This window comes from Novosphingobium olei (assembly GCF_037076535.1).
Lineage (GTDB): Bacteria > Pseudomonadota > Alphaproteobacteria > Sphingomonadales > Sphingomonadaceae > Novosphingobium > Novosphingobium olei.
In genome coordinates, this window is the sequence record NZ_AP029021.1 from 207521 (window position 1) to 234383 (window position 26863).

The 26863-nt window shown below is 65.9% G+C and carries 23 protein-coding genes, 2 tRNA genes and 1 pseudogene; 13 read left to right on the forward strand and 13 right to left on the reverse strand.

What is annotated here, in order from left to right:
• Nucleotides 1-56: 56 nt before the first annotated feature.
• Nucleotides 57-698, reverse strand: coding sequence for a sigma-70 family RNA polymerase sigma factor (locus AACH40_RS01050; protein WP_338643849.1), 642 nt, complete (start codon nt 696-698; stop codon nt 57-59).
• On the reverse strand, nt 691-849 hold the full coding sequence (locus tag AACH40_RS01055; protein WP_169494730.1) for a NepR family anti-sigma factor: 159 nt from the start codon (nt 847-849) through the stop codon (nt 691-693). The genes AACH40_RS01050 and AACH40_RS01055 overlap by 8 nt, the downstream gene beginning before the upstream one ends.
• A gap of 375 nt (nt 850-1224) precedes the next feature.
• Here AACH40_RS01055 and AACH40_RS01060 point away from each other — a divergent pair, with 375 nt between their 5' ends.
• Nucleotides 1225-2805 carry a CHASE domain-containing protein gene (locus AACH40_RS01060; RefSeq protein WP_240959963.1) on the forward strand — a complete coding sequence of 527 codons (1581 nt, stop codon included), beginning with the start codon at nt 1225-1227 and terminating at the stop codon, nt 2803-2805.
• A 59-nt stretch (nt 2806-2864) separates the two neighbouring features.
• Here the strand turns inward: AACH40_RS01060 and AACH40_RS01065 are convergent, their stop codons facing one another.
• Together AACH40_RS01065 and AACH40_RS01070 are read right to left on the reverse strand one after the other, a co-directional pair.
• The gene (locus AACH40_RS01065) at nt 2865-3665 is read right to left on the reverse strand and encodes a response regulator (protein ID WP_169494728.1); all 801 of its coding nucleotides are present in this window, start codon (nt 3663-3665) and stop codon (nt 2865-2867) included.
• Nucleotides 3666-3757: 92 nt separating this feature from the next.
• Nucleotides 3758-4150 carry a response regulator gene (locus AACH40_RS01070; protein WP_338643850.1) on the reverse strand — a complete coding sequence of 131 codons (393 nt, stop codon included), beginning with the start codon at nt 4148-4150 and terminating at the stop codon, nt 3758-3760.
• Nucleotides 4151-4289: 139 nt separating this feature from the next.
• On the opposite strand from AACH40_RS01070, the gene AACH40_RS01075 reads away from it, so the two are divergent.
• The gene (locus tag AACH40_RS01075; RefSeq protein ID WP_169494726.1) at nt 4290-5081 is read left to right on the forward strand and encodes a Crp/Fnr family transcriptional regulator; all 792 of its coding nucleotides are present in this window, start codon (nt 4290-4292) and stop codon (nt 5079-5081) included.
• A gap of 220 nt (nt 5082-5301) precedes the next feature.
• On the opposite strand, the gene AACH40_RS01080 is transcribed toward AACH40_RS01075, so the two are convergent.
• Both AACH40_RS01080 and AACH40_RS01085 read right to left on the reverse strand, forming a co-directional pair.
• Nucleotides 5302-5739, reverse strand: a complete 438-nt coding sequence (locus AACH40_RS01080) for a response regulator (protein WP_338643851.1) — start codon at nt 5737-5739, stop codon at nt 5302-5304.
• A gap of 80 nt (nt 5740-5819) precedes the next feature.
• Nucleotides 5820-6983: an N-acetyltransferase gene (locus AACH40_RS01085; protein WP_338643852.1), complete on the reverse strand. Its 1164-nt coding sequence runs from the start codon at nt 6981-6983 to the stop codon at nt 5820-5822.
• Nucleotides 6984-7131: 148 nt separating this feature from the next.
• Between AACH40_RS01085 and AACH40_RS01090 the strand changes: the two genes are divergently transcribed.
• Nucleotides 7132-8226 carry a fatty acid desaturase gene (locus AACH40_RS01090; RefSeq protein ID WP_338643853.1) on the forward strand — a complete coding sequence of 365 codons (1095 nt, stop codon included), beginning with the start codon at nt 7132-7134 and terminating at the stop codon, nt 8224-8226.
• A gap of 4 nt (nt 8227-8230) precedes the next feature.
• Here AACH40_RS01090 and lptG read toward each other — a convergent pair whose 3' ends face one another.
• Complete coding sequence (lptG, locus tag AACH40_RS01095) at nt 8231-9331, reverse strand: LPS export ABC transporter permease LptG (protein ID WP_338643854.1); 1101 nt, start codon at nt 9329-9331, stop codon at nt 8231-8233.
• Nucleotides 9321-10559 carry an LPS export ABC transporter permease LptF gene (lptF, locus tag AACH40_RS01100; RefSeq protein ID WP_169494721.1) on the reverse strand — a complete coding sequence of 413 codons (1239 nt, stop codon included), beginning with the start codon at nt 10557-10559 and terminating at the stop codon, nt 9321-9323. Before lptF ends, lptG begins: the two co-directional genes overlap by 11 nt.
• Before the next feature lie 244 nt (nt 10560-10803).
• Between lptF and AACH40_RS01105 the strand changes: the two genes are divergently transcribed.
• On the forward strand, nt 10804-11253 hold the full coding sequence (locus tag AACH40_RS01105) for a hypothetical protein (RefSeq protein WP_338643855.1): 450 nt from the start codon (nt 10804-10806) through the stop codon (nt 11251-11253).
• 19 nt (nt 11254-11272) lie between these two features.
• Here AACH40_RS01105 and clpS read toward each other — a convergent pair whose 3' ends face one another.
• The 3 genes from clpS to AACH40_RS01120 all read right to left on the reverse strand — a co-directional run bounded on the left by clpS (nt 11273) and on the right by AACH40_RS01120 (nt 14657).
• Entirely contained in the window at nt 11273-11608 is a 336-nt protein-coding gene (gene clpS / locus AACH40_RS01110) for an ATP-dependent Clp protease adapter ClpS (protein WP_206069687.1), read from the reverse strand.
• A gap of 248 nt (nt 11609-11856) precedes the next feature.
• A complete protein-coding gene (locus AACH40_RS01115; protein ID WP_338643856.1) occupies nt 11857-12615 on the reverse strand; it encodes a phasin family protein in 759 nt (252 codons plus the stop codon).
• A gap of 164 nt (nt 12616-12779) precedes the next feature.
• Nucleotides 12780-14657 carry a class I poly(R)-hydroxyalkanoic acid synthase gene (locus tag AACH40_RS01120; protein ID WP_338643857.1) on the reverse strand — a complete coding sequence of 626 codons (1878 nt, stop codon included), beginning with the start codon at nt 14655-14657 and terminating at the stop codon, nt 12780-12782.
• A 157-nt stretch (nt 14658-14814) separates the two neighbouring features.
• Here AACH40_RS01120 and AACH40_RS01125 point away from each other — a divergent pair, with 157 nt between their 5' ends.
• The 4 genes from AACH40_RS01125 to AACH40_RS01140 all read left to right on the forward strand — a co-directional run bounded on the left by AACH40_RS01125 (nt 14815) and on the right by AACH40_RS01140 (nt 18493).
• The gene (locus AACH40_RS01125; protein WP_338643859.1) at nt 14815-16014 is read left to right on the forward strand and encodes an LL-diaminopimelate aminotransferase; all 1200 of its coding nucleotides are present in this window, start codon (nt 14815-14817) and stop codon (nt 16012-16014) included.
• A gap of 118 nt (nt 16015-16132) precedes the next feature.
• Complete coding sequence (locus tag AACH40_RS01130; protein ID WP_338643860.1) at nt 16133-16933, forward strand: crotonase/enoyl-CoA hydratase family protein; 801 nt, start codon at nt 16133-16135, stop codon at nt 16931-16933.
• A 34-nt stretch (nt 16934-16967) separates the two neighbouring features.
• Nucleotides 16968-18350: an RNB domain-containing ribonuclease gene (locus tag AACH40_RS01135; RefSeq protein WP_338643861.1), complete on the forward strand. Its 1383-nt coding sequence runs from the start codon at nt 16968-16970 to the stop codon at nt 18348-18350.
• 69 nt (nt 18351-18419) lie between these two features.
• A tRNA-Cys gene (locus AACH40_RS01140) sits at nt 18420-18493 on the forward strand.
• A 1056-nt stretch (nt 18494-19549) separates the two neighbouring features.
• On the opposite strand, the gene AACH40_RS01145 is transcribed toward AACH40_RS01140, so the two are convergent.
• Nucleotides 19550-19626: transfer RNA gene (locus AACH40_RS01145), tRNA-Pro, on the reverse strand.
• A gap of 146 nt (nt 19627-19772) precedes the next feature.
• Here AACH40_RS01145 and AACH40_RS01150 point away from each other — a divergent pair.
• The 3 genes and pseudogenes from AACH40_RS01150 to AACH40_RS01160 all read left to right on the forward strand — a co-directional run bounded on the left by AACH40_RS01150 (nt 19773) and on the right by AACH40_RS01160 (nt 22390).
• On the forward strand, nt 19773-21464 hold the full coding sequence (locus AACH40_RS01150; RefSeq protein WP_338643862.1) for a M28 family metallopeptidase: 1692 nt from the start codon (nt 19773-19775) through the stop codon (nt 21462-21464).
• A 79-nt stretch (nt 21465-21543) separates the two neighbouring features.
• Nucleotides 21544-21984, forward strand: a complete 441-nt coding sequence (locus AACH40_RS01155; RefSeq protein WP_169494713.1) for a PaaI family thioesterase — start codon at nt 21544-21546, stop codon at nt 21982-21984.
• Nucleotides 21985-22101: 117 nt separating this feature from the next.
• A pseudogene (locus tag AACH40_RS01160) lies at nt 22102-22390 on the forward strand (GIY-YIG nuclease family protein).
• A gap of 267 nt (nt 22391-22657) precedes the next feature.
• Here the strand turns inward: AACH40_RS01160 and AACH40_RS01165 are convergent.
• Nucleotides 22658-23500 carry an enoyl-CoA hydratase-related protein gene (locus tag AACH40_RS01165; RefSeq protein WP_338643863.1) on the reverse strand — a complete coding sequence of 281 codons (843 nt, stop codon included), beginning with the start codon at nt 23498-23500 and terminating at the stop codon, nt 22658-22660.
• Nucleotides 23501-23692: 192 nt separating this feature from the next.
• Between AACH40_RS01165 and AACH40_RS01170 the strand changes: the two genes are divergently transcribed.
• Entirely contained in the window at nt 23693-25114 is a 1422-nt protein-coding gene (locus AACH40_RS01170) for an aromatic ring-hydroxylating dioxygenase subunit alpha (protein ID WP_338643864.1), read from the forward strand.
• Nucleotides 25115-25291: 177 nt separating this feature from the next.
• A complete protein-coding gene (locus tag AACH40_RS01175) occupies nt 25292-26851 on the forward strand; it encodes an AMP-binding protein (RefSeq protein WP_338643865.1) in 1560 nt (519 codons plus the stop codon).
• Nucleotides 26852-26863: the final 12 nt, after the last annotated feature.

The following is a 26863-nucleotide window of genomic DNA, read 5'->3' on the forward strand; positions in this document are numbered from 1 at the left end:
CCACCCTGCACCAGCAGGGTGGCGCGAAGCAATACCTTCGAAAGTGCGTCCGATCGTCAGGATCCCGACTGAACGGTGTGGTCCAGTTCGCCCATGATCGCGTCGTGGGCAACGGCATCGCCCGTGCTGCGACGGGGCAGTTGGCCGTTCTCGATCATCTGCGCAAGCGCGGCGCGGGCGCGCCCGACGCGGCTCTTGATCGTGCCGACCGCACACTGGCAGATCTGCGCCGCTTCCTCGTAGCTGAAGCCGCCCGCGCCGACGAGCAGGAGCGCTTCGCGACGTTCCGGGGGCAACGTCAGCAATGCGCGGTGCATGTCGGACAGGTGAAGCGGTCCTTCCTGGCCAGCTGGCGCAACCAGGATACGCTCCGCCACCGTCTCGTCGTATTCCGCACGGAAGCGGTTGCGGCGCATGTCGGTAAGATAGGCATTGCGCAGGATCACGAATGTCCACGCGCGCATCGACGTGCCCGGCTCGAACCGGTCCTGCGCCGCCCAAGCCTTGAGCAGCGTTTCCTGAACGAGATCGTCGGCAAGATCGGGGCGGCCGCAGAGCCCCCGGGCAAAAGCGCGCAGGTGAGGGATGACGCCAGTCAACTCGCGCTTGAACTCGGGGCCCGCCGTGCGCGGTTTCTCGGGTCGGGCGATGGACTGCGGGGCGCTTTCGCGCTGGGGTCTGCTGGGGGCGTCAGCCATGCGTATCGTCGTCCAGCTGATCGAGCAGGCGCGCAAAACTGTCCGGTAGCGGTTCTTCAACCACCGAATCGTACAGCCGCCTCAACCCCGTCGCCCATTCGGGCGACTTGGCCTTTGCGCCTCCACGGTGCTGGGCACCGGTCGTCTTCATTGGCTTCGTCTCTTTCGGCTTTCGATCCGGCAAAGCTTCCCCCCTAGGGTGTTTTAACAAAGAAAGCGCCACGCTCTGCGTAGCGGCTTCACGATAACCCGACATCAACGTCCCAATCCACCGTGACATGGGTACCAAGCGAGGAACGAAAATCCGCCCAAATGGTTCCCTAAAATGCTTTCGTGCCTGCATCTGGCGCGAAATATGGCGTCATGTCATAGCGGTACGTGGTACATCGGGTGCGCCGGGCTTGTCCTGTCGCGGCAGGAGGGTCAATTCGGCGTCGTGGAGAAGCTGCTCTCCCAGAAAAATTTGTCGCCACGATGGTACGAACGGTTCCCCCGCGCCGTGCCGGTGGGGATTTTCGGCCTGACTATGGCCGTAACGGTCCTGAGCGTTTTCGCGATCGAGCGCGCCGAAACCCAGCGCGAGATCGCGCAGCTGACCCAGACGGCGCAAGCGGTCGGCTCGGGCGTCGAACGCCGCGCCAATGCAAATGCCGCCTACCTGCGCTCGGGTGCCGCGCTGTTCGCCACGCAGCAGATGGTCGAAGCTCCGCTGTTCAGGACGTTCATCCACCAGTTGCAGCTTGACGGGAACTATGTCGGCTCGGACGGCATAGGTTGGGCCATGCGGGTATCGCGCGATGACGTTCCGGTCGTCGAAAGCGTCATGCGTCGCGGCGGCAATCCCGACTTCCGCATCCAGCCCGCGCCGGCGGCCGATCAGCCCTTCGTCGTCCCGATCATGTACCTCGAGCCCGATTCCGCGCGCAACCGTCGCGCCGTTGGCTACGACATGTACTCGGAACGCGTCCGTCGCGCGGCGATGGATGCGGCGATGCGCGAAAATCGGCCGGTCGCCTCAGGGCGCGTAATCCTGCGCCAGGAAGGCAATCGCGACGGCCCGCCCGGTTTTCTCATCTATATGCCGGTCTATGGCATGGACCGCGGCGAAGCGCGCAGCTTGCGCGGCTTCGTCTACAGCCCGTTCAACGGCCAGCAGTTCCTGCAATCGGCGATCAACACCGATCGCATCGGACCTGTCGGGATCAGGATCTACGACGAGGTCGAGAAGCCGGGCAACCTGCTCGCCGAACTCAAGCTCGAGGAAAGATCCGGTCGGACGGTGCGCCGCACTGTCGATCTTGCCGGTCGCCGCTGGCTGATTGAGGTGGAGGCGCCAGCCTCCAACCTGCTCAGCGTCATGTCGGTCATGACCCTGCTGTTCGGGCTGCTCGTGGCAACGCTGCTGCTGGTGCTGGCCCGATTGCTGACGCAGCAGGCCGTGGAAGATCGCATCGCGCTGGCGTGGTTCGAGCAGCAGTCGTCGATCCGCAACTCGCTGACGCGCGAGCTCAACCACCGCGTCAAGAACACGCTCGCCAACGTCCTGTCGATCATCGCATTGACGCGCCGCCGCGCGACCAGCCTGGATGACTTCGCCACAAGCCTTGAAGGTCGCATTCGCGCGCTGTCGGCAACGCACGATCTGCTGACCCAGTCTGAATGGGGCACGACCCCGGTGCGGCTGGTGCTGGAGGCGGAACTGGCGCCCTATGCGCAAGGGGCAGAGGCGCACGTCACGATGAGCGGGCCCGATGTCGAGCTTGCGCCCAACGATGCGCTGTCGCTTGGCCTTGCCATCCATGAACTCGCCACGAACGCGGCGAAGTACGGTGCGCTGAGCACGCCCGAAGGGCGCGTGCAGGTGGGCTGGGAACTGGTGGGCGAAGACCGGGCAAGGATCGACTGGCGCGAACGTGGCGGGCCCGAGCTGGACCCGGCCGCACGTCGCAAGCGCGGCTTCGGCACCGACCTCATCGAAAAGATCGTCGCCCATGAATTGCGCAACCCGGTCGAACTGCTGTTCGAACGCGAAGGGGTGCGCTGTTCGCTGGTCATTCCCGTGCGCCGCCGCGGCGACTTCGCGATCCGCGAAGCCAAGCGGACCTGATACGCAAAAAGGGCCGCTACCGGTGGGTAGCGGCCCTTTTGGAATTCGGGTCACCCCATTCAGATAAGCGGGCGGCTCGATCCGAAGAACAGCGCCTGGCTGATCGCGGCGCGTACCGTCGATTCCTGGAACGGCTTGGTGATGAGGTAGGTCGGCTCCGGACGATCGCCCGTCAGCAGGCGTTCGGGGTAGGCGGTGATGAAGATCACCGGCACGTCGGTGATCTTGAGGATGTCGTCGACCGCATCGAGACCCGAGCTGCCGTCGGCGAGCTGGATATCGGCAAGGACCAGCCCCGGCGTTTCCTGGGCAACGATCTCGCGCGCCTGGGTCCGGGTCGCGGCCATGCCGCAAACGTCGTGGCCAAGCGAGCGGACGAGATCTTCCAGCTGCATCGAGATCAGCGGCTCGTCCTCGATGATCAGCACCGACGTGGCGCTCTCGCGATCGATTTCCTCGATCGCTTCCTGCACCAGATCCTCGACCTCGTCCTCGCTGCGATCCATGATCGCCGCGGCTTCGAAGATCGAGAAATCCTCGAGCGTGGTCAACAGCAGCGCCTGCCGGTTGAGCGGGGTGATCTGCGACAGGCGTTCCTGTGCCGCCGCTTCATGAAGGCCGGCGTTGGCCGAACCGGAATAATCGTTCGTGTCGACGAACGCGCTGGACCAGACCGCATTGAAGGCGCGGTACAGTGCGACGCGGCCTTCGCCGATCTGTGAACGGAGCGCCTCGTCAGCCAGCGCGGCTTCAAGCGTGGCGCGAACAAAGGCATCGCCGGTTGCCTGGCTGCCGGTCAGGGCACGGGCATAACGACGGAGATACGGCAGATTGGCAGCGACTTTGGCACCCAGCGACATTGATACCCCTTCCCGGATACTCGATGCAGGCCGCAACGCCTTTATGCGTAAAAAGGTTCCCGGGCCAGCACTGATCCGCCCCAACCGTATGGTCAGCACGGAGCAAGCGTGTCCATCACCCATTTCGCAAGGGTCCGGGCGGGAATCGGCTTCTGGAAGCGCGGGAACTTCCCGAACCCGTCGGGAAGGGAATCGGCTTGCGAGCCGGTGACAATGGCAACCGGGCACCCCGCATCGGCCAGCCGAAGCGCGATTTCGAGCACGTGGCCATCGGGAAGGTGGCAGTCGAGCAGGGCGGCGGCAAAAGTGCGGCGGCGCATCCGCTCCTCGGCTGCGAGCAGGCTTCCTGCCAACTCGACGGTAAAGCCGCGTGCGGCCAGTTCCTCCTCGATTTCCATCGCGACGAGAATGCTTTCCTCGACGACCAGGATCCGTGACAGGGCCGGCTTTGCGCCTTCGTTACCTTCGGCGCCAGGCCCCTGCATCGCTTTCCCCTTGTTACGGGACGCGCCTAGCCGGGAACCCGAAACCGGGCAGTGTCATTTGACATCGCGCCGAAGGTTCCGGGGTCACATCCATGTGTTCTCGGCCACCCGAGATGCGCCAAGCCACACGGATATGAGAATGGCCGATTCCGACGACCCCAAATCCCTGACGATTGCATCGCGCCAGCAGCCTGCCTCCGCCGATCGCGTTCCGTGCAAGGAGTGCCCGCTCATCCATTGCCGGGGCCTTTCGGCACCCGACGAAGGCCAGCGCGCGTGGATCGAGGCGTTCAAGTCAAGCGAGGCCCGCTATGTCCGCGGCGAACAGGTGCTGCGGCAAGGGGTGCGTGCAACCCGGCTGTTCACGGTGCTGGAAGGCGTGCTGATCCGGTACCGCCTGCTTGAGGACGGACGGCGCCAGATCGTCAACTTCCTGTTCCCGGGCGATCTGGTAGGATTGCAGGCCGCGTTCGAGGCCGAACTGACGCACAGCGTCGAGGCCATGACCGACGTCAGGCTTTGCGTGTTTCCGCGCGATCGCTTCTTCGATCTGGCCGTCAGCCATCCGAAGCTGTCGTTCGATCTGACCTGGATGGCTGCCCGGGAAGAGGCGGCGCTCGAAGATCACCTCGTCTCGCTTGGGCAGCGCAACGCGCAGGAACGGCTCGCCTACCTCGCGGTGTTCCTGGTGCAGCGCGGCGCAGCGACCGGCGTTTCGCGCGAAGGCACCTTGCGCCTGACCGTGACGCAGAGCCAGATTGCCGACATGCTCGGCCTATCGCTGGTCCACACCAACCGCTCGCTACAGGCCTTGCGGCGTCTCAAGCTCGTCGACTGGACGCTCTCGACCATATCCGTGCACGACATGGAGGCCGCCCGCAGCTTCGCCCAGATGGACGGCGATCCCTATATCCCTCGCCCCTACATCTGAGGTTGCAGCGCCCTTCAAAAAATTTTCGAAAAAAGATTTGATCGGCGGAACCATTCCTTTGGGCCCTCGTTAAGGGCATGTCACCGCCGAGACCCCCCCTCCCGTCCAAGCGGCCGGTGATACGATCCCGAAAGGCCTCCGCCGGTTCAGTCCGGGGGAGGCCTTTTTTTTACGTCCGTCGACAGATTGGGTCACGCGGGCCGGAATCCGGCATGAAGGATCAGCGGGGCGCGCCGCTCCGCAGCTTGGCGAGCAGGCCTGCCGCCGGGCGCCGTTCGCTGACCAGCCGCACCAAGGCCTCGGGCGGAAACGGCTTGACCAGAACATGGCCGAGCGCCGCCGTTTCCGGAGGAATGCTTGCCGGACTGCCCGTCGAGAAGACGATGAAGGGCGGAACCGGGTTGAGCTGGTTGGCAAGCTCGGCCAGCGACCAGCCATCGTCGCGATCCGCCAGGCGGACGTCCAGGACGAGCAGGTCGGGGCAGACCTTTTCCATCTCGTGCAGCGCCGCGGCGATCGATCCGCAGACGACAACTTGTTCCGCGCCGCTGTCGGCCAGCGCTTCGGCAATGTCCATGGCGACCAGCGCGTCGTCTTCCACGATCAGGGCGCGCCCCGGCAGCACCCGGTTCCCTCGGACCATACGCTTGCTCGTCATGCCATGACCCCATCAGACGCAGGCCACCCCTGCATCGAAAGCGAACGACGGTGACCGGACCCGTGTTCCCGGCCGAAGGGTCAGCCGGTCAACGACTTGCCGTAAATTTCGTATTCCTTGTTCACGTGGCTGTTTATCGCATCGGCGATCGCCACCATCCCCTGGTTGTCTTCCAGGATCCAGCCGATCTCGCCGCGCGTTGAGCCGTAGCGCGTCACGGAATTGCGCCGGATGTACTCGATCATCATGAACGCGAGCTGGCTTGCCAGGCGCGATGCCTGAAGCTTCTTGCGCACCCCCATCAGCGGCACGCGCATCGTGCGGGGCTTGGGGTTGCGCAGCCACAGCAGAAGCTTGGCCCAGTTGAAGGGGAACAACTTCCCGTTCATCGGCTTGATCATCTCGTTCAGGTCGGGAAGCGTCATCATGAAGGCGACGGGCTCGCCCTCGTATTCGGCCACCATGATCAGGTCCTCGCGCACGATCGGCTTGAACTTCTTGCCGGCGTAGGCGATCTCGCGATCGGTGAAGGGAACGAAGCCCCAGTTGTCCGACCAGGCATCGTTCAGGATGTCCAGGATCAGCGCCGCTTCCTGGTCGAACTTGCTGCGATCCACGTTGCGGATGCGGATCTTGGCGTTCTTCTCGCCCGAGGAGACGATCCGCTGGATCAGCGGCGGGAACTCCTGGGTGATGTCCAGCTCATAAGTCTTGAGCGTCTTGGCCGGGGTATATCCGGCGGCCTTGATGTAATCGTCGTACCGCTTGGGCTGGTGGCCCATCATGATCGTAGGCGATTGGTCGAAGCCCTTGGTCAACTGGCCCGGCTCCTCCCAGATCGACATCGACAGCGGGGCAAGCACGCGGTGCATGCCCTTGTCGCGCAGCCACGCCTCGGCCTTGGCGATCAGCGCGTGGGCAACGCTCTCGTCCTCGGCTTCCAGCAGGCCCCAGTTGCCAACACCCGGACCCATGCCCTGCGCCGGGTCCATCGCGATCGCAAGGTGGTCGATGTGCGCCGAAATGCGCCCCACCACCGCGCCATTGCGCCGCGCCAGGAACAGCTGGACATCGGCGTGGTCGAAGAACGGGTTCTTGCCCGGCGTCACCAGCTCAAGCGCATCCATGCGCAGCGGCGGCACCCAGGCCGGGTCGCTGGCGTTCAAGCGATAGGCCAAGTCCACGAACGCATTGCGGTCGGCCTTGCCGGTGACGGGAGTGATCACTACTTCGGCCTGTGCCACGATGTTGCCTTTGTTTGCTTCTAGGGGGCGGGTCCCGGGCGAAGTGCGACCGGGTGCGCCGCCTTGTCAAGCCGCACCCCCACATTCGTGGCGGCAAGCCAAGAAGGCCGGCCCCAGAACGGCCCCGGGTCAGACTGGAACGAAACCGATGATTGCCTCCGATACCCTGGACCGCGCTCCGTCCGCGCCCGATGCAAAGGTGCACAAGCGCAACCTTGCGGGCATGCCCGAAGACAAGGCGATGCTGCGCGCCGCGGCCGATCTGACGCGGGATATCGCGAAGGCGCGGCCCGAAATCTACTGGCCCGACATGCTGGCCTCTGCCGCCGTCGGCTATCTTGCGCTCTATGGCGCGATCGCGACGACACAGCCGGTGGTGACGATCCTGCTCGGCGCGCTGTCGGCGGTTGCGCTCTACCGCGCGCTGCTGTTCATCCACGAACTGACCCACATCCACCGCGATGCGCTGCCGGGCTTCCGCTTCGGCTGGAACGTGTTGGTGGGCATTCCGGTGCTGATCCCTTCGTTCATGTACGAAGGCGTCCACACCCTGCATCACGCGCGCACGCGCTATGGAACGGCGGAAGATCCCGAATACCTGCCGCTGGCGCTGATGAAGCCGTGGACGCTGCCGGTGTTCGCGCTGACGGCCCTGCTGCTTCCGATCGGCCTGCTGATCCGCTCGGCGATCCTCGTGCCGCTGGGCGCGCTGGTCCCGCCGCTGCGCACCCTGGTGTGGGAACGGGCCTCGGCCCTTTCGATCAACCCGCAGTATCGCCGCCGCAAGCCCGAGGGCGATTTCGCGCGTATGGTGTTCTGGCAGGAACTGGGCGCGACTGCGTGGTCGTGGTTCGTGCTCGGCTGGTCGGCAACGCACGGCTGGCGGCCGCTGCTGGTCGCGATCGGCGTGCTGTCGGCCACAGCGCTGCTCAACCAGATCCGCACGCTCGTCGCACACCTGTGGGAGAACGAGGGCGAGGTGATGTCGGTGACCGGGCAGTACCTCGATTCGGTCAACGTGCCGCCGCCCGCGATGTTCACCGCGCTCTGGGCGCCGGTGGGCCTGCGCTATCACGCGCTGCACCACCTGCTGCCCTCGATGCCCTATCATTCGCTGGCCGAATGCCATCGCCGCATTCGCGCGCACCTCGGCGTGTCGTCCACCTACGAAGGGGCCAACTATCCCGGCCTTTTCCCGATGCTCGCCCGGCTCGCGCGCAGCTCGATGCGGCGCGGCGCCTGACCGTCTATTCCTCGGTGCGCACCAGTACGGTCTCGCCGATCAGCAGGAACAGCAGGAACGGCGCCCAGGCTGCAAGCATCGGCGGGTAGCCACCGAAGTTGCCCATCGCGAGCGCGGCATTGTCGACCACGAAATAGGCAAAGCCCAGCGCCATGCCGATGACGGCGCGGACGAACAGCTGGCCCGAACGGGCAAGGCCAAAGGCGGCGACCGCGCCCAGCAGTGGCATCAGCAGCGCCGAAAGCGGCCCCGAGATCTTGTGCCACCATTTGCCTTCCAGCTCGGTGGTCCGGTATCCGGCATCGCGGATCGCCTGGATCGATCCGGACAGGCGCGGCAGCGATTCGGCATCGGCGTCGGCCTTGCGCAGGATGATCTGCGATGGTTCGACTTGCCGCGCATAAACCTGCGTGCCTTGCGACGTGGTCCGGCGCGCGCTCTGCACGTCGAACGAGGTGGGATCGGCGAAGCGCCAGCCGGGGCGCGCATAGGTCGCCTGGGTGGAGCGGACGATCTCGGTGACCATGCCGGTGGGATCGCGCCGATACCAGCTGACGTCGACCATCCGCGTCGCATCGCCGCGCCCTTCGACGGACTTGGCGAACAGGATGTTCTGCCCGTCCTGCAGCCAGACGTTGGCCTTCACATCGCTGTCGCGCGGGATCGGGCCGTATTTCACCGCCTCCCAGGCCTTCAGCGTGGCATTCGAGCGCGTCACCACCCGCTCGTTGAAGCCGAATGTCACCACCGATACCACGGCCGCGACCAGGAACAGCGGCGCCAGGATCTGGTGGGCCGAAAGCCCCGCGGCCTTCATCGCCACCACTTCGCTGTTCTGGTTCAGCGTCATCAGCGTGATGATCGTCGACAGCAGCACCGAATAGGGCAGGAAGCGGCTGATCAGCTGGGGCATGCGCAGGCTGACATAGGTCAGCAATTGCGCCTGCCCGTTGCCCGGTGCGGCAAGGATGTCGCCGCTTTCGCTCAACAGGTCGAGCATCTGCAGGACCAGCACCAGCATCAGCAGCACCGCCACGATGCGCGTGGCGAACATCTTGGCGATGTAGAGCGTGACCGTGCGCGACGGGAAGAATTCAAGCTGCACCGGCTTCACCCTCTTCTGGTGCGTCCGCGGGGCGCTGGTGGCGCGATGCGAACACCTTCGCCACGCGCTTGCTGATCTTGGCAAAGCCCGTTTCCAGCGCGCCGATCGGCTGGCCGCCGGGGACATAGGCGATGCGCCAGTACATCCACATGATCAGCGCGGCGAAAAGCACGAACGGCCCCCACAGCGCCAGCATCGGGTCGATCTTGCCCAGGCTCGATACGTCCTGACCGTACTGGTTCACCTTGTGATAGGCGACCACCATCACGATCGACAGGAATACGCCCAGGGCCGAGCTCGATCGCTTGGGCGGCACCGCCAGCGCCACCGCCAGCAGTGGCAGCAGGAACATCATCACCACTTCGGTGATGCGATAGTTGAAGCTCGCCCAGCTCTGCGCCTTGGCGAGCGCGCTCGACTGGTCCGACCACCCCATCTTGAGCAATTCGGGCAGGAAGTACTCTCGCTCCTTGTCGCCGCGCTGGCGGAACTGCTCGATCTTGGGAAGATCGATCGGCAGGTCGTGGCTCGCAAAGCTCAGCACGCGGGGGCTGGGCACGCCCGGGCCGTCCTGCACGATCTGCCCGTCGGTCAGCCGCAGGATCACCGTGTCCGGATTCTCCTTGTTGGCGAAGAACTGTCCCTCTCGCGCCGAGATGACCAGCACCTGGCCCTCGCCGGTGGCGATGCGGGCGAAGATGCCCTGCAGGTCGCGCCCCTCGTCGCGGCTCGATTCCACGCGCAGCGCGGTGCGGTCTTGCAGCGAGTTGAACTCGCCCACCTTGATCGACGCGCCCAGCGCGCCCGAGCGCAGCTCGTAGTTGAGCTGCTCGTAATAATAGCGCGACAGCGGCTGCAGGTAGCTGACGATCAGCAGGTTCAGAGCAGCCAGCGCGATCGCGAAGATATAGGGCACGCGCAGCAGCCGGGTGTACGACAGGCCGACCGCGCGCATCACGTCGAGCTCGGACGACGTGGCAAGCTTGCGGAAGGCGAACAGGATGCCCAGCATCAGCCCCAGCGGGATCGCAAGGCTCGCGTATTCGGGCAGCAGGTTGGCCAGCATCTTGAACACGACCGTCACCGGGCCGCCCTGCGTCGCGACGAAGTCGAACAGCTTGAGCATCTTGTCGAGCACGAGCAGCGACGCCGCGATCACGAAGACCGCCAGCATCGGCGTGATGACCAGCCGGGCGATGTACTTGTCGGTGGCAGTAAGAAACTTCACGGGCGCTTCGATCGCTCTCGACTGCAGGCAGCGGGGCCATGGATGACCGAGGGGGACTAGCCCGTCCGCCCCGGCTGCGGAAGGACAAAAACGGCGAGGCTCACCCCGACTGCCCGGGGGATCATAACGAAAGTTATTGAACTTCCCTGAACGAGTGTTAGTGGGCTCGGCAAATGGCCAATATTCCAGCAGATATGATCGGACCGCGCGTTTGTTCCGTCACGCTCTGGCCGCGAGGGTCGACGTGATCGATCGGGAATACATCCTGCCGGCAGGTGTCGCCGGGCAGGCCATACGATTGACCCTTCCCCCGGCCAAACTCTCTGACCTTGCCGACCAGTGCGAATCGCTGGCAGCCGACCGGCAGCGCTGGGGACTGGCGCGCGTGCTGCAGGTCATGGGGATAGAATCGCCGGGCGGTGCAGGGGGAGAGCAGGGCGCATCGCGCCAAGGCATGTGGATCAGTCTGCTGGCCGATTCCGGTGCTTACGAAAGCGCGGCTTTCGCGCTTCTGCCGGTGGACTGCCAATATTGCGCCAGCCGGGACGATGCGGGGCTCCATTCCGCCACGGTCGTGCTGGCCGGGGGGCATTCGGCGTCGTCACAGGGCGCGGGGTCGGTGAGCATGGCCGTGTGCGCCGCTTTGCTTCGCGCGCTGGCGCACCAGCGATCCGCAACGCCTCATCTCGCCTGACGAAGGTCCGGCTGGCGGATCAGGCCTTTTCGAGCGTGCACTGCAGCGGGTGCTGGTTCTGCCGCGCGAAATCCATCACCTGATTCACCTTGGTCTCGGCAATTTCATAAGGGAAAATACCACAGACGCCGACGCCCTTCTGGTGGACGTGGAGCATGACGCGAGTCGCCTGCTCCAGGTCCATGTGGAAGAAACGCTTGAGCACCATCACCACGAATTCCATCGGGGTGTAATCGTCGTTCAGCATCAAGACCTTGAACATGCTCGGCTTCTTGGGCCGCGCACGGGTCTTGGTGGCTATTCCGACAAGATCACCGCCGCCGGGGCCGCCGGGCGAATCGTCATCACCCGCCATGATCGGCAACTCTACGCCGATGGCGCCTTCCGCCTGCAACGCGGCGGGGGTCAGGATTTCGAAGTCTGCCATGATGTGACCGCAAATATCGCATTGCACGCCCCTTGGTACAAGAGGGGCTGAGCCGACCTGACCCAAAGTCCTTGCAGAATGACAAACGGGCCGGAAGGGCGAACCCTTCCGGCCCGTCGTCTGCAGGCCACTGGCGGCGTGTGCACGCCGATTTGAACGCGCCGCCGAAGTTGGTGTCAGGCGGCCTGCTTCATCTTTTCGACCGCGAGGCTGACGCGGGTCGAAATCGGCTGGAACGCTTCGTTGGCCAGCTTCAGCATGGCTTCGCTGTTCTTCGAGCTCACCGCGACGGCCGCGTCGAACTGCTTGCGCAGCAGGGCGGTCTGCTTTTCGAAGAACTCGGTGGGCGACTTGACCGTGGTCAGGTCCTTGAGCTCGGCGGTCAGGGTTTCCATCGCCGACTTGCTTTCGGTGACGTAGCCCTTGCCCATTTCCTGGAGGCCGGTGGCGAGGATCTTGCTCGATTCGACCATGGCTTCGACGTTGCCCTTGGCGAACGCGCCCATGTCGCCGAACGCGGCCTTGGCCTTCTCGCTGGCGTCCTTGAACGAAGACTGGAACTTTTCGGTGAATTCGGTGGGGGTGGTCATCTTGAACTGTTCCTTCCTCGGCGCCGGCGACTTCGTCTTGCGCGAAGCGGCGGCAGGCTTGACGCTTTTCATCACAGGGATCGGGGCTTCCGGAATTTCGGAAACCACCGGCGCGGCCGGAACCGGTGCTGCGGCCACGATGGCCGCGGGCGCCTTCGGCTTCGCACGCTTCGCCGGCGCAGCGCCAACCTTGCCGGGCCCGCGCTTGGCAGGGGCGGCCTTGGTCGGCGCAGGCACTGGCGGCATGGCATCGACAACGCTGGATTCGGACACGGCGGCTGCCTCTGCAACGGCATCCGTCGGCACTTCAACGGAAGGTGCGTCCTGCTTCACTTCGTCGGCCATGACTGGCAACTCCTGCAACGAGCAGCGCCGACAGGAACGGATCCAGCCTTTGCTGCACTGCACAAAATAGGTGCTGCGGGTGCTAAGTCAAGTGAGATTTGCTGCGGTGCAGCAACTGTTTCATCCGAAACCGAACCTTCGCTGGGATCCGGCTTGCGTCGGTGTCACCGGGTTTTCACATAGCGCCCGGGCGCATCCTCGATCACCCGGTCGCCCTTGCCGCCGGGCGCGCGCTTGCCGCGTGCGGGCACGGTCTTCGCGCTGCTCGACTTGATCCAGTCGATCCAGTCGGGCCACCAGCTGCCCTTGATCTCGCGCGCGCCTTCGATGAACGCCGCCAGCGTCGCGGGGTCGGCGTCGTTCAGCCAGTACTGGTACTTGCCGGCTTCGGGCGGGTTGACCACGCCGGCGATATGGCCCGAACCCGCCAGCACGAACTTCCACGGGCCGGCCAGATGCCGCGTCAGCTTCCACACGCTTTCGGCCGGCGCGATGTGATCCTCGCGCCCCGCCTGGATATAGCATGGCGTCGCAATCTGGCGCAGGTCGATCGGCGTGCCATCGACGATCATCGCGTCGGGCACGACCAGCCGGTTGTCGCGATAGAGGTCTTCCAGGTACGCCTTCTGCCACTTGAACGGCAGGTTGGTGGTATCGCCGTTCCAGTGCAGCAGGTCGAACGCCGGATAGTCCTGCCCCAGCAGGTAGTTGTTGACGACATAGTTCCAGATCAGGTCCGGACTGCGCAGCAGGTTGAACGTCGCCGCCATGTAGCGCCCGTCGAGCACGCCGTCGGTGGCCAGGCTCTCCAGCAACTTGAGCTGGCCTTCGTCGATGAAGTTCTTGAGATCGCCCGCCTTCTCGAAATCCACCTGCGCGGTGAAAAAGGTGGCCGTGGCAACCTTGTCCGCCTCGCCCCGCCGCGCCAGCAGCGCCAGCGTGGCGGCCAGCGTGGTCCCCGCCACGCAATATCCGATGGTGTGCACGCCTGCCACGCCCAGGCGGTCGCGCACGGTGTCGATCGCTTCGATCTGCGCGCGGATGTAGTCGTCCCACGTCACGTCGGCGATGCTCGCATCGGCTGACTTCCACGATACGACGAACACGGTCAGCCCCTGCGCCACCGCCCAGCGGATGAAGCTGTTCCTGGGGTTGAGGTCCAGGATGTAGAACCGGTTGATCCACGGCGGGAAGATCACCAGCGGTGTCTCGATCACGGTTTCCGTCGTGGGCGAATACTGGATCAGCTGGAACAGCGGCGTTTCGTGCACCACCTTGCCGGGCGTCGCACCGATGTTGCGGCCCAGCTCGAACGCGTGCGGATCGGTGTGGGTAAGCTGCCCCTTGCGCAAGTCGGCAAGCAGGTGCTCCACCCCCTTGACCAGGTTCTCGCCCTTCATTTCGAGCGTGCGCTCGATCACCACGGGGTTGGTCGTAGGGAAGTTGGCCGGGCTCATCGCGTCGGTAATCACGCGGGTCAGGAAGCGCAGCTGCGCCTTCCTTTCGGGCGGCAGGCCCTGCGTCTCCTCGGCGAGCGCGTTGATGCGTTCGGCCAGCAGCAGGTAAGTCTGGTGCAGCAGCGCGAACACCGGCTGGTCGCGCCAGCGCGGATCGGCAAAGCGGCGGTCCTTGCGCGGCAGTTCCACCTCGGCCTTGGGCTTGCCGCCGGCATATTGCGACAGGACCTTGGTCCACATCGCCACGCTGTCGTCCCACAGCTTTGCCTGCACTTCGGCGGCGGCCAGCGGCATCGCCGTCCACCACTGGCTGACAAGGTTCGACCAGCGTTCGGCATCGCCCAGCTTGGCCAGCGCCGGCTCGATCGCGCCGGCCCGTTCGGCCCCGAAGTCGAGCCACATCTTCTGCAGCTTGGCCGCCGACATGGCCCAGAGCTGCAGATCGGCCGGGTCCGGCAACTGGCTGTGCTCCGTCGGCATCAGCGGGGCGAACATCGCGCGCAGCGCGTCGCCCTGCTGGCGGAAAAGGTCCTCGATCACTGCGCTGTCCTGACCTGCGGGCGGGGTGGCAGAGTTCGAAGTCATCGGTGCTTGTCCGTTACGTCGCCGTGCGGCGCGGGGCCGCGTCGCCCGATCTATACACGCCTTGCGCCCGGTTGTTACCCTCAAGGTTCCCTTGACCGGTTGATTGCCGTAAGGCGGTGCTGCGGCGATCCTGCCGCGCAACAACGAGTAACCTGTCGTGGACGAAGAATTCTACCGCATGAAGCGCCTGCCGCCTTACGTCATCGCCGAAGTGAACGGCATGCGGGCCGCAGCACGCGCCGCCGGTCGGGATATCATCGACCTCGGCATGGGCAACCCGGACCTGCCGCCGCCCCAGCACATCATCGACAAGCTGTGCGAAGTTGCGCAGAAGCCCAGCGCGCACGGCTATTCGGCCTCGTCGGGCATCCCCGGCATCCGCCGCGCGCAGGCCAATTACTATGGCCGCCGCTTCAACGTCGAACTCGATCCCGAAACCGAAGTCGTGATGACGATGGGTTCGAAGGAGGGCCTTGCCAGCCTCGCCACCGCGATCACCGCGCCGGGCGATGTCGTGCTGGCGCCCAACCCCAGCTACCCGATTCACACCTTCGGCTTCATCATCGCCGGCGCGACGATCCGTTCGGTGCCGACGACTCCGGACGATCGCTACTGGGATTCGCTCGATCGCGCGATGAAGTACTCGGTGCCGCGCCCCTCGGTGCTGATCGTCAACTATCCTTCGAACCCCACTGCCGAAACCGTCGATCTCGCCTTTTACGAACGGCTGGTCGCCTGGGCCAGGGAGAACAAGGTCTGGATCCTGTCCGACCTTGCCTATTCCGAGCTCTATTTCGACGGCAAGCCCACCCGCTCGATCCTGGAAGTGCCGGGCGCGAAGGACGTGGCGGTCGAATTCACCTCGATGTCCAAGACCTTCTCGATGGCAGGCTGGCGCGTCGGCTTCGCGGTCGGCAACCCCAAGCTGATCGCCGCGCTCAAGCGGGTGAAGTCCTATCTCGATTACGGCGCCTTCACGCCCATCCAGGCGGCGGCCTGCGCCGCGCTCAACGGGCCGCAGGACATCGTCACCCGCAATCGCGAACTCTACCAGAAGCGCCGCGACGTGATGGTCGAGGCTTTCGGCCGCGCCGGTTGGGAAATCCCCAGCCCGCCCGCCTCGATGTTCGCCTGGGCGCCGCTGCCGCCCGCGCTCAAGCACCTGGGCAGCCTCGAATTTTCCAAGCAGCTGCTCACCCATGCCGAAGTCGCGGTCGCACCGGGCGTCGGCTATGGCGAGGATGGCGAAGGCTTCGTGCGCATCGCCATGGTCGAAAACGAACAGCGCCTTCGCCAGGCCGCGCGCAACATCAAGCGCTACCTGCAGTCGATGGGCGTCAACACCTCGGCCGCCTGAGGCCAAGGAAAACACGGCCGGAAGCCTCGCGCTTCCGGCCCATTCCTCCCGCTCGCCCTTTACGTTAGCGTAAGGATCGGCAACGATGGCGCAAAGCCATTCCCGGGAGAGAACACCCATGCGTTTCAATGATCGCGTCTCGCTCACGATCGAGGATCACGTCGCCCACGTCCTGCTCGATCGGGCCGACAAGATGAACGCGCTCGACGATGCCATGTTCGAAGCGATCGTCGCCGCCGGCCAGCATCTCCACGATGAACGCGGGGTAAGGGCAGTCGTCCTGTCGGGCGCGGGGCGCGCGTTCTGCGCCGGCATCGACTTGTCCAGCCTTGGCAACACCAGCCGCTGGGAAGGCGAAAACTCGCTGCTCAACCGCACGCATGGCAATGCCAACCGGCCGCAGCAGGCGGCGATGGTGTGGCGCAAGCTGCCGATGCCGGTGATCGCGGCGGTGCACGGCGTGGCCTTCGGCGGTGGCCTGCAGGTGGCGAGCGGGCCTGACATCCGCATCGTCCATCCCGCCACGCGCATGGCAGTGATGGAGGTCAAATGGGGCCTCGTCCCCGACATGGCCGGCTTCGCGCTGTGGAAGGGCAACGTGCGCGACGACGTGCTGCGCGAACTGATCTACACCCACCGCGAATTCACCGGGGCCGAGGCCCACGCCCTGGGCTTTGCCACCCACGTCGACGAAAATCCGCTGGAGAAGGCCTTCGCCCTCGCGCGCGAGATTGCCGGCAAGAGCCCCTCGGCGGTGCGCGGGTCCAAGTCGCTGTGCAACCGCGCGCCCGACATGTCGGTCGACCAGGTCCTGATCGCCGAAAGCGTCGCGCAGCAGGAACTGATGTATTCCAAGAACCAGCTCGAATCGGTGCGCGCCGGCATGGAAAAGCGCGCGCCCGAATTCGTCGATCCCTGAAGCAAGTCGATCCTGACGTGACGGAAATCCGCCGATGAAGGCCCTGCACGATCCGCAGGGTATCCTGAAGCAGGGCCTCGATGCGATCCGCAGCGAATTCGCGGTGCCCCGCGCGTTCCCGCCGCAGGTGCTGGCGGCGGCCGAGCGCGCCGCCAACCGCGCGCCCACGCAGCATGTCGATCGCACCGACCTGCCGTTCGTCACGCTCGATCCGGCCAGCTCCACCGATCTCGACCAGGCCTTCCTGATCGAGCGGACGGGGCCTGATCTGCTGCTGCGCTATGCCATCGCCGATGTCGCGTGGTTCGTCGAAGATGGCGATCCGGTCGATGTCGAAGCCTGGCATCGCGGCGAAACGCTGTACCTGCCCGATGGCAAGGCCGGGCTCTACCCGCCGGTGCTCGCCGAAAACCGCGCCAGCCTGCTGCCCGATGGGCCGCGCCCTGCCATTGTCTTTGTCGTGCGGGTCGATCCCGAAGGCGAAGCCCGGCTCGAAGGCGTTGAGCGGGCCGTGGTCCACAGCCGCGCCAAGCTGGCCTACGACAGCGTGGCAAGCGCGGACCTGCCCGAACCCTTCGCCGATCTTGCGTCACGGATCGCCGCGGCCGAAGCGCGGCGCGGGGCCGCGCGCGTCGATCCGCCGCAGCAGGAAGTCGAGCGTCTTGCCGGCGAGCGGTTCGCGCTGTCGTTCCGGCCGATGCTGGCGAGCGAAACCGCCAATGCCGCGCTTTCGCTCGCCACCAACCTCGCCGTCGCGCGCTTCCTGCTCGACCATCGCACCGGCCTGTTCCGGGTCATGGCCGGGCCCGATGAAAGGGCTGTCGCGCGACTGCGCCAAAGCGCCCATGCGCTGGGCCTGAACTGGCCCGCGGCAGTCGATCTCAAGGATTTCGAACGCACCCTCGATGCACGCGATCCGGCGCAGGCAGGCTTCATGCTGGCGGTCCGGCGCGCCGGCAGCGGGGCGGGCTATGCGCCCTGGCATGCCGGGGCCGAACCCTGGCACGCCGCCATCGCCGCGCCGTATGTCCACGCCACCGCCCCGCTGCGCCGCTTGGCCGATCGCTACGTCATCCGCGCCGCGCTGGCCCTGGCGCAGGGGGCACAGGTGCCCGACGCAGTGACCCAGGCTTTCGACCGCCTGCCTGACGTGATGGCGCGCGCCGATGCCATCGCCGGCCGGATCGAGCGCGCCGTGGTGGACCTTGCGGAAACGGTCATGCTTCACGGCCGCGAAGGTGAGGTGTTCGGCGCGATCGTCACCGATGCCGAAGGCGCAAGCGCGCGGATCCAGCTCGAAGGCCTTCCCGTCATCGCGCGGGTCAAGGCCGCCGATGCCCGCCCCGGCCAGACTTTTCCGGTCCGGCTCGAAAAGTCGGACCCCGCCACCCGCCAACTCTCATTCGCCCTTGCCTAGGACGAAGAATCCCGTTGCGGCGCGCCGCCACCTCCGCTAACCGCCCCCTTCCACGCTGATGCGCATCGGGGCCCGATGGCGGAGTGGTTACGCACCGGACTGCAAATCCGTTTACGCCGGTTCGATTCCGGCTCGGGCCTCCACACTCTCCCAGATCTGAATATCGCGCGGCTGGCAGGCTGTCCCTTGAAGGCAGGGGAGTGGGCAAGGCGAAACGTGCGCCCGAAAACGCAAAAGCGATCTTTCGACAAGCTCAGGATGGGCGGGGTGTGGGAGCGCACAAAACGTCATCCCAGCGAAGGCTGGGATCGCTGGCCGCCTAGCGCGCCACCGTTCCGCAAACCGCCAGCGATGCCAGCCTACGCTGGCATGACGTCTGAGGAACGAACACCCCACGCCCCCACACCGCCCGCCCTGAGCCTGTCGAAGGGCTGCCCTTGTTCTCCCAAGCGCAACAGCGAGACAGGGCGCAACACCCACCCCCCAACACAACAAATGCGCCGGAAGACGTCCCGGGAGCGCGAGGGGGTCACCCCCTCGCATCTATCCTGTTCTAACCCAATCTTGACAAAACGTACCATATAGGTTATAGGCCAGCCCACGGACCGGGAGCGGCATGGCCGGCTTGCTCTTCGCTCCTTCGGGCCAATCTCCACGCTGGGAAAGGCCCGACGCGACCGGCGCGGGTCGGCGCTGCGGGAGGCCGCTTCCTCGGAAGCGGTCAGCGAGGGCGTTAAGCCCCAGTCCCGGGCACACCCAAGCCACTGCAACGGACGGGCGGATGTGGTGCGGTGGTTCAACCGCGTGCATGCGCCTCCCTGAAGTCACAGTGCCCCATGACCTGCCGAAGATCCGCTTCCACGCCGATCGAAGCCGTCCGGGCTGATCCTTCAGGGACTTATCGCTACGGACCGGGCCGCCTTGCGAGCCGCCGCCCGGGTTTCGAGCCCCCGTCCGAATTCAGGCTGAGCCGATCCGGGATAGCCAACGCCCCGCCGGCCACTCGCCACAGCGTTCCTCTTGCCCTCCACGCGCAGCGCCACGCATGGCGCCCGCGCCGGTCGCGCAGGTCCGTACACTTCCCCACGGCGTTATCGTCCGGGCTCGCCGCCGGATGATTGGGTGTGAGTCGGTCAGGCTGACTTCGGCTCGGGGACCGAGCCAAGCGCTTAGCCCGGCGATCTTCCAGCGATGAAGGATGGTCGGGGAGATAGGATTCGAACCTACGACCCTCTGGTCCCAAACCAGATGCGCTACCAGGCTGCGCTACTCCCCGACGTGACGACGCCCTAGGGAAAGCCGTCGGCAAGCGCAACCCCGATGGCCCGATTGCTATTTGGCCCACGCTGGACGGGCCAGACGCGCTGCCCGCATGGCCAGGAGGGGGATGGATTGCCTGCCCCGTTCGGCTAGACAGCGGGTATGAAAAGAAAACTTCCCACCGCTCTGGCCGTGTCGCTGGCCATCGGCATCGCCCTTCCTGCCACCGCATCGGCCAAGCCGCAGGCAGCGCGGCCCAAGGCACCCTTGCCGATTTCGGCCGAGCGCCTGTCGGCCGACGTCAAGGTGCTCGCCTCCGACGAATTCGAGGGCCGCGCGCCCGGCACGGCGGGGGAGGACAAGACGATCGACTGGTTGGTGCGCCAGCTGAAGGCGATCGGCCTCAAGCCCGGCGGCCCCGATGGTTCGTGGACTCAGGCGGTGCCGTTGGTGCGCACGCAGTTGGGCAAGGACGGCACGATGGCCGCGAACGGGCGGGGGCAGGCCATCCCGCTGGTGCAGCTGCGCGACATCTATGTCAGCACGGTGCGCCCGGTCGACCGGGTGCAGATCGCCGCCGCCCCGCTGGTCTTCGTCGGCTATGGCGTGTCGGCGCCAGAGCGGAAATGGGACGATTTCAAGGGCGTGGACCTGAAGGGCAAGGTTGCCGTGTTCCTGATCAACGATCCGGATTTCGAAGCCGCTGCGGGCGAGCCGGTCGCAGGCCAGTTCGGCGGCAAGCGCATGACCTATTACGGGCGCTGGACCTACAAGTTCGAGGAAGCGGCACGGCGCGGCGCTATCGGCGCGCTGATCGTGCACGATACGCCGGGTGCGGGCTATGGCTGGAACACGGTGACCGCGCCGGGCGGCGAGAACTACGACATCGCCGCCGCGCCGCCGCGCGTTGCGCTGCAGGGCTGGCTGCAGGAAGATGCCGCGCGGCGTCTGTTCGCGGCGGCAGGGCAGGACCTTGCCGCGCTGCGCAAGGCGGCGCGTTCGGCGGATTTCCGCCCCGTCGACCTTGGCCTCACCTTCTCCGCCGACCTGCCGGTGACGCACGAGGCGCTGATGAGCCGCAACGTGCTCGCCAAGCTCGATGGCGCAAAGCGCCCGAAGGAAGTGGTGATGTATGGCGCGCACTGGGATGCCTATGGCCAAGGCGCGCCCGATGCGCAGGGGCGCACGATCCGGCCTGGCGCGAACGACGACGGGCTGGGCGTTGCCGGCCTGCTCGACATCGCGCGCGCCTTCCGCCGCGGGCCGGCGCCGGCGCGCAGCGTGGTCTTCGCCTTCTGGTCGGGCGAGGAGCGCGGTCTGCTGGGATCGGAGACTTATGCCACCAAGCCGGTCTATCGCGCGGCTGACACGGTCGCCAACATCACGCTCGACATCCTGCAGACCGGCGGCCCATCGCGCGACGTGATGCTGGTGGGGCAGGGGCAGAACAGCCTGGAGGACGACCTTGCCGCCGCCGCCCGCGCGCAGGGACGCATCGTCACGCCCGAAGCGCTGCCCGAACGCGGCCTGTTCTATCGCGCCGACCACTTCCCGCTCGCCAAGCGCGGCGTGCCCACGCTTTTGCTGATGGCGATCAGCGGCGCACCCGATCTGGTCGATGGCGGGCGCGCGGCGGGGCAGGCGTGGCTGGAAGCCTACATGCGCTGCTATCACCAGACCTGCGATGCATGGAGCAAGAACATGAACTTCGCGAGCGCCGCGCAGGATGCGACGCTGGCCTACCGGGTGGGACGCGATCTCGCCAATTCGACGCGCTGGCCGCAATGGCGCGCAGGGTCCGAATTCCTGCAGGCCCGCACGGCGGACCGGGGCAAGGTCGCCGCGCAGCGCTGAACCTTCGCACCCATCGGGCTTGCGCTGCATCCAGCCTTCCTGCAGATATTGATCATCGTATCAATATCGTGAGGGCCTGATGACGGACGGTGCGGCGCAGCCCGAGGCGGGGTGGAAGCGGGTGCGGTTCGGCACGCCGTTCCTGGACCAGAGCGGCCCCTACTTCGTGCCCGAGGCGGATGGGGTGCGCGGCCTCGCCATGCGGGTGACCGCCCCCCACGTGAACTATGTCTCGGCGGCGCACGGCGGGGTGCTGGCAACCTTCGCCGACGTGGCGCTGAGCTACCAGGTGTTCCTGCTCGAAGAAGGCGGCCTGCCGATCACCACCGTGTCGATGGCGGTCAACTACCTCGCCCCGGCCAAGCTCGGCGACTGGCTGACCAGCGAGGTGCGGATCGACCGGCTGGGCGCCAGGATCGCGCACACCAGCGGGCGCCTGCTGCGCGGCGAGACGACGCTGATGACGATGACCGGCGTCTACAACCTGCTGCGCCCGCTGGCGGGAGCGGGGAAGGGATAGGCTTGGGGGGGGTGGGTGAGGTCTAGGGTCTCGTAACCCCAATTGCGGACGTTTGACTCCCAACCGTCATGCCAGCGAAGGCTGGCATCGCTCTCGTCGCGATGCGATGGTCGGATGATGGAGCATGGCGGCTGGATCTACATTCTGACCAACAAGCCGGGCGGTGTGCTTTACATTGGCGTAACCAGCAATCTGGCTGCGCGTATGGCGCAGCACAGGCAAGGCGCGGGATCGGCTTTCTGTCGCAAGTACGGGATCAGCCGTCTAGTGCTGGCCGAACGACATGTTTCAATCGAGGATGCCATCGCGTGAGAAGGCGCTGAAGGCATGGAAGCGGGAATGGAAAATCCGGCTGATCGAACAAGCCAATCCGGGCTGGGACGACCTTTTGGAATATCTGATCTGATCGAGCGCTTTGCCGAAAGCGATGCCAGCTTTCGCTGGCATGACGAATAGGGAAGAGTCAGCTTCCCACTCAACTAACGTCATCCCAGCGAGGCTGGGATCGATCGCCGACAAGCAGATCGTCAGCGTGGCAGAAGAATGCCGCAACGACGTACAGATGCGGGACGGCATCGCACTGTAGACCGGGAGCGATGCCAGCTTTCGCTGGCATGACGTAGAGAGGTTCGTCCGCTTTCCGCCTGTGCAGCCGGGCGCTACCCTCGCAACCCTACTCCTTCGCCTCGCCTTCGCGGTAGTCGCCGAAGGCGGCGTCGCGGGCGCTGAGGGCGCGGGTGAGGCCTTCGCGCACGTCGGCGAAGGCTTGCTGGCTGGTCTGGGTGGTGAGGGCGAGCGCCTGCATTTCAGTGCCGGCGCGGATCGCGGCGCGCAGGCCCATGATCTCCATCGCGCGGTGGACCGAGCGCTTGTTGATCGCCTGCACGTCGCTGGGCACTTGCGCCACCTGCTGCGCCATCGCCACCACGGCGGCGTCGAGCTGGTCGGCGGGATAGGCGCGGTTGGCAAAGCCCAGCCGCACCGCTTCGTGCCCGTCGATCGCGTTGCCGGTCAGCATCATTTCCATCGCGCCGCGCAGGCCGCACATCCAGGCGTGGAACTGGTTGTCGGGCGGGCTCATGTTGCGCACCGGCGGGTAGCCGATCCTGGCGTCCTCGGCCACGTAGACGAGGTCGCAGGCGGTGGCGAGTTCGGACCCGCCGGCAAGGCACCAGCCATGGACCTGCGCGATCACCGGCTTGGCCAGGTCCCAGATGCGGAACGCGCCTTCGACCACGTGGCGCGCCCAGTGGCCGGCGCCGGGCGCGGTGTGGAAGGGATAGGGCGCCGCCGTGCCGCCCGAAAGGTCGTAGCCGGCCGAAAAGCAAGGACCCGCGCCGCGCAGGATGGTGACGCGCACCGCATCGTCGCCATCGCCCTGTTCCAGCAGTTCGAACAGCCGAGCGCGCAGCGGGTTGGACAGGGCGTTGCGCTTTTCGGGCCGGTTCAGCGTCAGCCGCCGCACCCCGTCCGCCGGGAAATCGACCAGCACCAGTTCGCCGTCGGTATCGGCCATTGCCCTGTCCCCTTCAAAGTCGCGCGCCGCGAAAGCCATCCACTTGGCCGCGAATCGCCTGCGTCTCAAGCCGCCTTGCACTTTGATACACAAAAGCTTCGCGTGCGGACTTCACAAGTTTGCATGATGTGTTAGTTTCTTGGGCGAAGAGGATGCAACGCACGCGCGCGGCCAGCGCCGGAGGTCACAATCATGAACGTCGAAGCCCGCAGTTTCCGCCCCGATCGCCATCCGGCGGAAACCTACGAGGAGATCCTCGAGCGCGACACCCGGCCGATTCCCGAACACCTGCGCGAAGGGCCGGTGCCCGATATCGGCACCGATGGCGTCGACGTGCAGCGCTACCTCGATCCCGCTTTCGCCCGGGCCGAGGAAAAGTACCTGTGGCCGCGCATCTGGCAGATGGCCTGCCGCGAGGAGGAAATCCCCAATCCAGGCGATACCTACGTCTATGAAATCGCGGGCAAGTCCTTCCTGATCGTGCGGCAGGACGATGGCGCGATCCGGGCCTTCTACAATTCCTGCCTTCACCGCGGGCGCAAGCTGGCAACGTTCGGCGGCTGCAAGAACGAGTTCCGCTGCCCCTACCACGGCATCGCCTGGAACACCGACGGCAGCTTCAAGGACAACCCGATTTCGTGGGACTTCCCGCAGTGGCAGGATCGGGACGTTTCGCTGCCGCAGGCAAAGATCGAGACCTGGGGTGGCTATGTCTTCCTCAACATGGACAAGGACGCAGCCCCGCTCGCCAGCGTGCTTTCGCCCATGCCCGAGCATTTCGAAGGATATGCCCACGACGATCGCTACATCCATTTCCACGTGCAGAAGATCGTGCCGTGCAACTGGAAGGCAGCGGCGGAAGCCTTCATGGAAAGCCACCACGCGATCACCACGCACCCGCAGCTGCTGCCCTATCTGGCCGACGTGAACAGCCAGTACGACATCCTGAGCGAACACGTGACGCGGCAATTTTCGGCGCAGATGGTGCCCAGCCCCTACATGGACCGCGAAGTCAGCCAGGACGAAGTGGTGCAGGCGGTGCTCGGCGTCGGCTCGCGCTCGCTTGCGGGCAAGGCGGATGCGGCGCTCAGCGTGCCCGATGGCGAGACCGCGCGCACGTTCATGGCCGAATTCACGCGCAAGTCGCTCGGCGGCGAGGACGGCCACGATTACAGCGCAGCCTCCGATGCCGAGATGGTCGACGCGCTGCTCTACAACGTGTGGCCGCACATGAGCTTCTGGGCCGGGCACATGCCGAACCTGGTCTATCGCTGGCGGCCCAACGGGCACGATCACACCACCTCGATCATGGACATCTACATGCTGAAGCGCGTGCCCAAGGGGCAGCCCCGGCCCAAGCCCGCGCGGGTGTTCGAGATCGGGCTGGACGAAAGCATGGTCGAATACGGGCCGAAGGCCGGCATGTCGGCGGGCCTTGCCGCGGTGTTCGAACAGGACATGGCGAACCTGCCGCACGTGCAGACCGGCATGGAAGCATCGGGCACCGGGGTCTGTCACCTGGGCCGCTATTCGGAACTGCGCATCCGCAAGATGCACCAGATGATCGATGCGATGCTGGCCGAAGGCCGGGCGAAGGACGCGGCGGCGGTCTGAGGCCGCCCGGTTCCGACGCTCTGCCTGCCCGATCCAGGTGCGCCACCTGATCCAAGTGTGAGTGCCTCAAGGGGGCACGCGCGCCTATCCTTGCCGCACGCCGATGCCTCGATCCCTTCGATGCGTCGGCGCGCGATATCCGGTCGATCGACAAGACCAACGTTCCTGGGAGTACCGATGTCGCTTGTTGCCGCCGAACGCGCCCGGGCCACGCCTGATGCCATGGCCGTCACCGATGGTCGCCTGACCGTCAGCTGGGCCGAACTCGACCGCCTGATCAACCGCGCCACCAACGCGCTGCTCGCCACCGATCTTGGCGATCCGCCGCGCGCCGCCGTGTTCGCGCAAAATTCGACCGAATGCGCGCTGGCCTACCTCGCCATGCTGCATGCGGGCGTTTCGGGCGTGCCGGCGAACTTCCACCTGACCGCAGAGGAACTCGCCTACATCCTGAAGGACAGCGGCGCACGGGCGCTGTTCGTCGGGCCGCAGACGGCAGCGGTCGGCGTAGAGGCGGCGCGCGCGGCGGGGATCGATCTGGTCATCGGCTGGGATTGCGAAGGGATCGACGGCGTCACCGACTGGGACGGCTGGCTGGCCGGTGCCAGCGAGGCGCCGCCGCCAGAGGACATGCCGCCGCTGCCCTACATGCACTATACCTCGGGCACCACGGGCCGGCCCAAGGGCGCGGAAACCCCGCCCAGCATGTTCCCGCGCGAAGCTGACGTGACCGGCCTGTTCCGCGCGCTGCGCGAACAGGTGGCTCTCGCCCACACCGACGAGGGTTATCCCGGGCCGGTGCTGCTGGTCGGGCCCAACTACCACACCGGGCCGCTGGGATCGGTGCGCCAGCTTGGCGGCGGGCGCCCGCTGGTGATCCTGCCCCGGTTCGATGCCGAACAGATCCTCGTGGCGATCGAACGGCACAAGGTGGCGACATCGGTGATGGTACCGACGCACTTCCAGCGCCTGCTCGCGCTGCCGCAAGAGGTGCGCACCCGCTATGACCTGTCGAGCCTGCGTTCGGTCCCGCACACCGGCGCTGCCTGCCCGGTGGAGGTCAAGCGCGCGATGATCGAATGGTGGGGGCCGGTGTTCGTCGATGCCTATGGCGCGACCGAGGCGGGCACGACCAACATGATCACGTCCGAGGAATGGCTGCGCAAGCCCGGCTCGGTGGGCAAGGCGGTGCCGCCGCTGGAAATGGTGGTGGTGGCCGAAGACGGCACGCGGCTTGGGCCCAACCAGGCCGGGCAGCTCTATTTCCGCGATCCCACCGGGCGCGGCATCGTCTATCACAACGATCCCGAAAAGACCGCCGCCGCGCACATCGAACCGGGCGTCTTCACGCTGGGCGAGATCGGCTATGTCGACGATGAAGGCTATGTCTTCATCACCGACCGGTCATCGGACATGATCGTTTCGGGCGGGGTGAACATCTACCCTGCAGAGATCGAGCAGGTGCTGATCACGCACCCCGCGGTCGAGGATGTCGCCGTGATCGGCGTGCCCAATGCCGACATGGGCGAAGAGGTGAAGGCGCTGGTCGTCCCGCGCGCAGGCGCGGCCGTGACGGTCGACGATCTTGTCGCCTTCGCCCGCGAAAAGCTTGCCGGATACAAGCGGCCCCGCAGCATCGACCTTGTCGAAACGGTCGGTCGCAATGCCATGGGCAAGGTCAACAAGCGCGAATTGCGGCGGCCGTTCTGGCCGTCGGACCGCACGATCGGCGGTTAGGTCAAAGGGAGA

What these genes read in the sequence shown, in the direction of transcription:
- AACH40_RS01050 (WP_338643849.1), bottom strand. Translation starts at nt 698, where the DNA reads ATGGCTGACGCCCCCAGCAGACCCCAGCGCGAAAGCGCCCCGCAGTCC.
- AACH40_RS01055 (WP_169494730.1), bottom strand. Translation starts at nt 849, where the DNA reads ATGAAGACGACCGGTGCCCAGCACCGTGGAGGCGCAAAGGCCAAGTCG.
- AACH40_RS01060 (WP_240959963.1), top strand. Translation starts at nt 1,225, where the DNA reads ATGGCCGTAACGGTCCTGAGCGTTTTCGCGATCGAGCGCGCCGAAACC.
- AACH40_RS01065 (WP_169494728.1), bottom strand. Translation starts at nt 3,665, where the DNA reads ATGTCGCTGGGTGCCAAAGTCGCTGCCAATCTGCCGTATCTCCGTCGT.
- AACH40_RS01070 (WP_338643850.1), bottom strand. Translation starts at nt 4,150, where the DNA reads ATGCAGGGGCCTGGCGCCGAAGGTAACGAAGGCGCAAAGCCGGCCCTG.
- AACH40_RS01075 (WP_169494726.1), top strand. Translation starts at nt 4,290, where the DNA reads ATGGCCGATTCCGACGACCCCAAATCCCTGACGATTGCATCGCGCCAG.
- AACH40_RS01080 (WP_338643851.1), bottom strand. Translation starts at nt 5,739, where the DNA reads ATGACGAGCAAGCGTATGGTCCGAGGGAACCGGGTGCTGCCGGGGCGC.
- AACH40_RS01090 (WP_338643853.1), top strand. Translation starts at nt 7,132, where the DNA reads ATGATTGCCTCCGATACCCTGGACCGCGCTCCGTCCGCGCCCGATGCA.
- clpS (WP_206069687.1), bottom strand. Translation starts at nt 11,608, where the DNA reads ATGGCGGGTGATGACGATTCGCCCGGCGGCCCCGGCGGCGGTGATCTT.
- AACH40_RS01115 (WP_338643856.1), bottom strand. Translation starts at nt 12,615, where the DNA reads ATGGCCGACGAAGTGAAGCAGGACGCACCTTCCGTTGAAGTGCCGACG.
- AACH40_RS01120 (WP_338643857.1), bottom strand. Translation starts at nt 14,657, where the DNA reads ATGACTTCGAACTCTGCCACCCCGCCCGCAGGTCAGGACAGCGCAGTG.
- AACH40_RS01130 (WP_338643860.1), top strand. Translation starts at nt 16,133, where the DNA reads ATGCGTTTCAATGATCGCGTCTCGCTCACGATCGAGGATCACGTCGCC.
- AACH40_RS01135 (WP_338643861.1), top strand. Translation starts at nt 16,968, where the DNA reads ATGAAGGCCCTGCACGATCCGCAGGGTATCCTGAAGCAGGGCCTCGAT.
- AACH40_RS01150 (WP_338643862.1), top strand. Translation starts at nt 19,773, where the DNA reads ATGAAAAGAAAACTTCCCACCGCTCTGGCCGTGTCGCTGGCCATCGGC.
- AACH40_RS01155 (WP_169494713.1), top strand. Translation starts at nt 21,544, where the DNA reads ATGACGGACGGTGCGGCGCAGCCCGAGGCGGGGTGGAAGCGGGTGCGG.
- AACH40_RS01165 (WP_338643863.1), bottom strand. Translation starts at nt 23,500, where the DNA reads ATGGCCGATACCGACGGCGAACTGGTGCTGGTCGATTTCCCGGCGGAC.
- AACH40_RS01170 (WP_338643864.1), top strand. Translation starts at nt 23,693, where the DNA reads ATGAACGTCGAAGCCCGCAGTTTCCGCCCCGATCGCCATCCGGCGGAA.
- AACH40_RS01175 (WP_338643865.1), top strand. Translation starts at nt 25,292, where the DNA reads ATGTCGCTTGTTGCCGCCGAACGCGCCCGGGCCACGCCTGATGCCATG.